This window comes from Empedobacter falsenii (assembly GCF_019308355.1).
GTDB classification, from domain to species: Bacteria; Bacteroidota; Bacteroidia; order Flavobacteriales; family Weeksellaceae; genus Empedobacter; species Empedobacter falsenii_B.
Genome location: NZ_JAAGKM010000078.1, coordinates 1 through 4,594, shown reverse-complemented (window position 1 = coordinate 4,594; position 4,594 = coordinate 1). Strand labels below are relative to the sequence as shown.

Genomic DNA, 4,594 nt, shown 5'->3' with positions numbered 1-4,594 from the left:
ATTGAAATATGGTAAGGTCAAAAATCCTAATGATTTTCCTACATTTCAAATTAATCAAAATAATAATACAATAATATTAAATAAAAACTCTACTTTTAAGTGTTCTTAACAAGGGGAAGATTACAGTCTAATAGCTTCAATATATTTTACTAAAGTTTTATTATATGTAAAGATAGCCACTTTAGCTTCTTGAAATAGATTTGATTGTGTATCTACTAAATGTTTTGCACGATATAATGCTACAGTTGTTTTACCACTACCTGCAACTCCTTTTATTTGAACGGGTTCTTTTACATTTAAAAATAATACACGTTTTTGTTCTCCGTGTAATTTAATCGGTTTAAGTGCCATATTTTATAATTTGTTAGGTAGTTTTAATAAGCTAATTTATAAATATAAGATTTCAACCAATAATAATTAGTTGTATTTCTTGCAATAAATTTAAATAAATAATAATTAAAAGGATATAAAATACTCCTAAATCAATAATAGAGGTCAAATGGGTAACCCCTTAATTAATTATCATTTTGTTTGAATTATAGAATTTAGTAACCTATGTAAGTAAATTTCAACAAAAAAGTATTTTTGTTTATTTGATGTTTTGAGAAAAGTGATTTAAACGAAGAATGTGAAGCAAAAAGGAGAACTTAACGTTCTCCTTTGCGTTGCTATTAGCCAATGAGGATAGTTTTTTATTTTGCAGATTTTACAATTTTCTTTTTACCCTAAAAAGTGGTTACATTACTTACTCCTTTCAAAACAATAAATTAAAGTGCAATTAGATGAAAATTTCTACCTAAATATTTCACATACTTTAATCAATATCTAACTAACTTACTCATCCGAAATTTTGTTTTCTTTTTGAACTTCATCATATTCTTTCTCACGCACACAGTAAACGTAATTATTACTTTTTACAATTCTTAAAAATCCTAATTTCCTTAATGCTTTTCCTAATTGATTAATGGATGAATTATTCACTGCTATATTCCCGAAATAAGCCAATCGTGTGGCTATTTGTGTCGTATTAAGAAAAGCAGTTGCAGTTTCTCTGTCGGCTTTTTCGAACCACGTTAATAGCAATTCTTCTTCTGGGGATTTGATTTGGTATTGCTCATTATTGTGGTTGATATTTTTAATCTCTTCGTTGTTGAACCAATACCTAAATCCTTCTTCGATTAGATGTAATGCTTGTTTATAACAGTTATCGAGATTTACGCTGTGATGATATTCGATGTGTTCAACTTCAAAACATAAGAATCTTCTCGAACCTGTTGTATCATTTAAAAATTGAGCTGTATTTACCGAACCTGCAAATGATGCTCTACGTGGTAAAGTTTCGTTATTGTGTCCGTACGCTTTTCTCATTCTGATATGGGATTTGGTAATGATTTCTTTTAAGGAGCCAATTTCTGTTTTGTTTAAGTTTTCTAATTCGTCCAAGTTGATGAGCATACATTCAGCCAAATGAATTAATGTGTCTTTGTTGTTGGGATTAATCGTGCCTGAAAACAAATAGTCTTTTAAAGGTTTAGGTACTAACTTTTCCATCCACGTTGTTTTTCCTATTCCTTGTTTCCCACTGAACACAATAACTGTTTGATTGACTACTTTTTCGTTGGTTACACAAGCCACCATTGCAACAAACCATTTCTTGAAACACTCTAACCATAATTCTTGATTGGTAGTTGTGATGGTATTGGCTAATTCGGTGATGTAATCGACTTCTTGATTTATCTCTGGCAACGTCGAAAAATAATCTTTGAATGGATCAAATTGTTCGACATAATCCGATAGCAATAAATAGCGTAAACCTTGAATGCTGCATTTCACTTTTGCTTTTAGAACTTCTCTTAATATGGAGTTTTCTACAAAATCTGTTATAGGCTTATACATTTGGTTTCGAACCTTTTTGTATTCGAGCTTTCCTGTTACAATGTTGTACCTAAAGTTGTACCTTTTGTTTAGGAACATTTCCAGTCGTTCTATGGCAGCAGGTTTTTCTTCGTCATCATCGATTTCTTCCTCGTTTGTTGAACTACTTTTCGGATTTGTCTTTTCCTTTGTTTTTGGTGTTTTATACTCCTTATCAGTACCAAATTCGTGTGTATTGTTGTACGCACTTTTTACTGCATTCATTACTTCGATTTCGTTGTAATTGTAATCGGATAAAATAAAGCCTAAGGCTTCTGCATAACTGATTCCTTTTCGGTTTAGGTTACACGCTAATTGATGTACAAAGTTATTTCTGTTTCCTTCAGCGTAATCCATTTTCTGTTTTGTGAATCTGACGCAATGATCGTATAATAGATCTGTAGTATTGAGATTTGAGCTATTAGATTTATTCGTGTTATGAGATCCTGAAACAAGTTCAGGATGACTAACTGAATTAGATTTCTCGACAAGCTCGAAATGACAATTTTGTTCAGAATAACAAGAAAAAACTTCTGCGTTTGGATTAAAATAGATTTCTGGATCGTAGGAGTAGAAGCATAGCCTGGTGATGTCTTTTCCGGATTTATCGATTTCTATTTCTAATTCTTTTTCGTAAAATTCTTTGACATTGTTGTACGTGATTTTATGTTCTTCTTGATTGGTTGAAACCTTGATGAATAGCTTTAATCCGTTGTTTGATGGACTAATAAAAGCAACAAATGTTGTACTTAATTCAATCGCTTTTTGTTTGATTTCGGCAAGCTTATTTTTCTCAACTTTATCAATATCCAGTACGATTATTTGATTGTAATTTTGGAGGTAGTCTAATTTTCTACCTCCTTTGAATGTTGCACTTGGTGTAAAAGCTATTAATGATTTCTTTGCTTTTTCGTAAGGTTCCATTTTACCTTGTTCTAAGGATTTTCTTAAATACAAAATTTGACTTTTGTATGTTCCTTCTTTGATTTCTGTTACGATTTGCTCAATTGGAACAGTGTTGATGACTTCGTTGAAGTTTTGGAATAGGGTGAATTTCATATTTTGTTGTATTATGTATTATGTAAAAAGTAAAATGAATTGTTCTTTACTTTCATTTTTATTCATTGGTTTATTATTTTATAAATAATGTATTCATGAATCCTTCGGATTTGTCTTGACACAAAAACGAAACAAAAAAAATCAAGGCTATAAATCCGTTTAGGCTAAAAATCCTTTTCACTTCGGGAATGAATTAAATCATTCCCGATGGTCGGTAATTCCTTCTAATCCTTCGTAAAAATGATTTTCTTAACGCCAACGATTTAGATGCCATTTCTTCGTTTCACTCTTAGCGTTTGTTAGAGAATGATTTGTTGTAGTGTTCGTTCAATAACTTTTCGACATCAGACATTTTGTAGTAGATTTTGTTGCCTACTTGACAGAATGAAACCTTTCCTTCATCTCTCCACGTTTGAGCTGTACGTTTTGAAATTTTCATTAGCATTAGAAACTCTTGGTTATCCATAAATGTTTCTTGTTTAGCTGCTAATGCTTTGTTTAATTTTTTAGTGATTTCCTCTAATTGGAATACGATCGCATCGTATTGTTCCTTTGTTAAAATGATTGCTTCCATTTTCTGAATTATTTAAGATTATGGAACAAATGAAGTATAGAAAAAAAAGTCGCCAGGTCTTAAGTTGGTCTTGTAAGACCAAAATAATTTTGAAACTAACTGTTTATCTATGATTGGTTAAAGACTTGCTATTTTTTGAATAAGACCTTTTTGAGCAAAAAAAATCCTAACTGAGTAAGTTAGGATTGAATGCTTTAAAGCAATTTATCTATATCTATTCGCTTATTTACATTTGGTCGTTTATCTTCTCGTGATGGAGTTAAAATTGTTCGAACGGTTTTTAGGCTTAATTCGTTTCCATCTTTATCAACAAAATTGGACACAATTACTTTTGCGATATCATTGAGATTTCCATCTAAAAATGGTTTTCCATCTACAAAAAGTTCTCTGGACATTTGATAAAATATATCAACCAGTTGATTTACGTTTCCATTGAATTGTAATTTGTTGTAATTGCATTTTTCTTCTTTAACTACTTGTAATTCTTCCTGTAATCTTCTGATGTGTTGTAAATGTTCAATTTTCTTGTTGCATTGCTCTGAATATTCTGGAAGCTTTGGATTGATAAAATGAATGTTAGCTTGTTCGTATTCGTATTTCTCATTGGTTAAGAAAAAGATTTGATCGCAATAATCTTCCATCTTTTCCAGATCTTTCTGTGTTTTATAAAACGAAAAATAACGTTCTTCTGAATCTGCATTGATGTATCTCGGTGCAGGTCTTTCTTCGTCTTTTATCTCTATTGGTTTATATAAACCTAATCGAATTATTTCTGTTGAAGTATAAATTTTCATTAAACGAGTTTTATTTCTTCCTTTTTCAAACAGAAATTCATTTACTGAAACTAACTTTTCAAACTTATTAATCCAATGTAGCTTATCTTTTGCATATAAAAGTTGATGTTTGATAAAATCAGCAATTTCCTTTAGATTTGAAAATCTTAAATTGTAGTATAAAAAGAAGAGAAAAGAGTTTGAGTACACTATAACGAGTTCAGAGCTATATAATCTCATATTCTGATTAAGACTCAACTCTTTCTTATCAAAT

Annotated in this window: 4 protein-coding genes; all 4 read right to left on the bottom strand. The window is 30.4% G+C overall.

Annotated features, from left to right (window positions below; genetic code table 11):
* Positions 1-120 precede the first annotated feature (120 nt).
* The gene (locus tag G0Q09_RS14610; protein ID WP_219035435.1) at positions 121-351 is read right to left on the bottom strand and encodes a hypothetical protein; all 231 of its coding nucleotides are present in this window, start codon (positions 349-351) and stop codon (positions 121-123) included.
* Between the two features lie 483 nt (positions 352-834).
* A complete protein-coding gene (locus tag G0Q09_RS14605; protein ID WP_219035434.1) occupies positions 835-2,973 on the bottom strand; it encodes a VapE domain-containing protein in 2,139 nt (712 codons plus the stop codon).
* Between the two features lie 289 nt (positions 2,974-3,262).
* A complete protein-coding gene (locus tag G0Q09_RS14600) occupies positions 3,263-3,547 on the bottom strand; it encodes a helix-turn-helix domain-containing protein (RefSeq protein ID WP_038335637.1) in 285 nt (94 codons plus the stop codon).
* 194 nt (positions 3,548-3,741) lie between these two features.
* Positions 3,742-4,594 (bottom strand): hypothetical protein (locus tag G0Q09_RS14595; protein WP_219035433.1); only part of this gene is annotated, 853 nt, incomplete at its 5' end.

Coding starts and splice junctions, on each gene's coding strand:
- G0Q09_RS14610 (WP_219035435.1), bottom strand. CDS start 351: ATGGCACTTAAACCGATTAAATTACACGGAGAACAAAAACGTGTATTA.
- G0Q09_RS14605 (WP_219035434.1), bottom strand. CDS start 2,973: ATGAAATTCACCCTATTCCAAAACTTCAACGAAGTCATCAACACTGTT.
- G0Q09_RS14600 (WP_038335637.1), bottom strand. CDS start 3,547: ATGGAAGCAATCATTTTAACAAAGGAACAATACGATGCGATCGTATTC.